Annotated in this window: 1 protein-coding gene; it reads left to right on the forward strand. The window is 62.6% G+C overall.

The window, feature by feature from the left end; genetic code table 11:
• Positions 1 to 180: 180 nt before the first annotated feature.
• The gene (locus HCZ87_RS14340; protein WP_167644678.1) at positions 181 to 1,494 is read left to right on the forward strand and encodes an HlyC/CorC family transporter; all 1,314 of its coding nucleotides are present in this window, start codon (positions 181 to 183) and stop codon (positions 1,492 to 1,494) included.
• Positions 1,495 to 1,552: the final 58 nt, after the last annotated feature.

A 1,552-nucleotide genomic window follows, 5' to 3' on the forward strand; every position in this document is an offset into this window, starting at 1 on the left:
ATGTGCTCGACGCGCGGCTGGCGGAACTCGTGCACCAACATCACCCGCTGGCCCGCAAGGCAGAGGATCAGGGCTGACGCTTTCCTTCCGTTCGGGAGGCCGCATGCTGGCCTTGGCGCTTGATCCCTACCCTCGCTCACCCCATAACCGTTAGAAATACCAAGCTCTTCAGGACCTAAAATGGACAGCGCCACCACCGTTTTCGACAGTTCTTTCTGGATCACCGCCGGCGGGATCGTCCTGCTGCTGGTCTGCTCGGGCTTCTTCTCCGGCTCTGAAACCGCGCTCACCGCCGCCTCGCGCGGCAAGCTGCGCAGCCAGGCTGACAAGGGCTCTGGCGGGGCCGAACGCGCACTCCAGGTGACCGAGGACAACGAGCGGCTGATCGGCTCGGTCCTGCTGGGCAACAACCTGGTCAATATTCTGGCAACGTCACTTGCCACCGCCTTGTTTACAAAGGCATTTGGCGAAAGCGGCGTGGCGCTGGCAACCCTGGTGATGACGGTTCTGGTGCTGGTCTTTGCCGAGGTGCTGCCCAAGACCTATGCGATCACCAACGCCGAAAAAGCCGCCGCCGCCGTGGCGCCGGTGATCGGCACGCTGGTCACCATCCTCGCCCCCGCGGTGGGCGCGGTGCGCTTTCTGGTGCGCGGGGTGCTGCGGCTGTTTGGCGTGCGTATTGATCCCGACAGCCATATCATGGCGGTGCGCGAGGAGATCGTCGGCGCGCTCCAGATCGGCCATTCCGAAGGCGTGGTCGAAAAGGAGGACCGCGACCGGATCCTCGGCGCGCTGGACCTGGCAGAGCGCTTTGTCGAAGAGATCATGCTGCACCGCTCCAAGATCGAGATGATCGACGCCGGGGCCGATCCGCAGGTGGTGCTGGAGCAATGCCTGACCTCGCCCCATACCCGCCTGCCGGTGTTTCGCGACAATCCCGAAAACATCATCGGCGTGGTGCATGCCAAGGATCTTTTGCGCGAAATGTACGCCAAGATCGGCGGCCCTGACGGCGACGCCGCCGCCCTGCGCGATTTCCGCATCGCCGAGGTCAGCAAACCGCCCTATTTCATTCCCGAAACCACCACGCTTGACGATCAGATGCGGCAATTCCTGCGCATCCGCAGCCATTTTGCGCTGGTTGTGGATGAATATGGCTCCTTGCAGGGGCTGATCACGCTGGAGGACATCCTCGAAGAGATCGTCGGCGAGATCACCGATGAATTCGACCCCGCCGAGCAGAGCTTTGCCCGCAAGACCGCCGATGGCAACTACATCGTCGAAGGCGCCACCACCATCCGCGACCTGAACCGCGCGATGGAGTGGAACCTGCCCGATGAGGAGGCCAATACCGTCGCCGGGCTGGTCATCCACGAGGCGCAAATGATCCCGACCGTCGGCCAGGTGTTCTCCTTCCACGGCTTCCGTTTTGAGGTCACCAACCGCGACGGCAACCGGGTCACCGGGCTGAAAATTCGCCCACTCGACGGCTGATCCACTCAAACCCCATTTTACCCTGTCAGAGAGAGATTTCGCTTCGGGCAAAGCCCGA

It is taken from the genome of Phaeobacter sp. HF9A, from assembly GCF_011806385.1.
GTDB lineage: Bacteria > Pseudomonadota > Alphaproteobacteria > Rhodobacterales > Rhodobacteraceae > Epibacterium.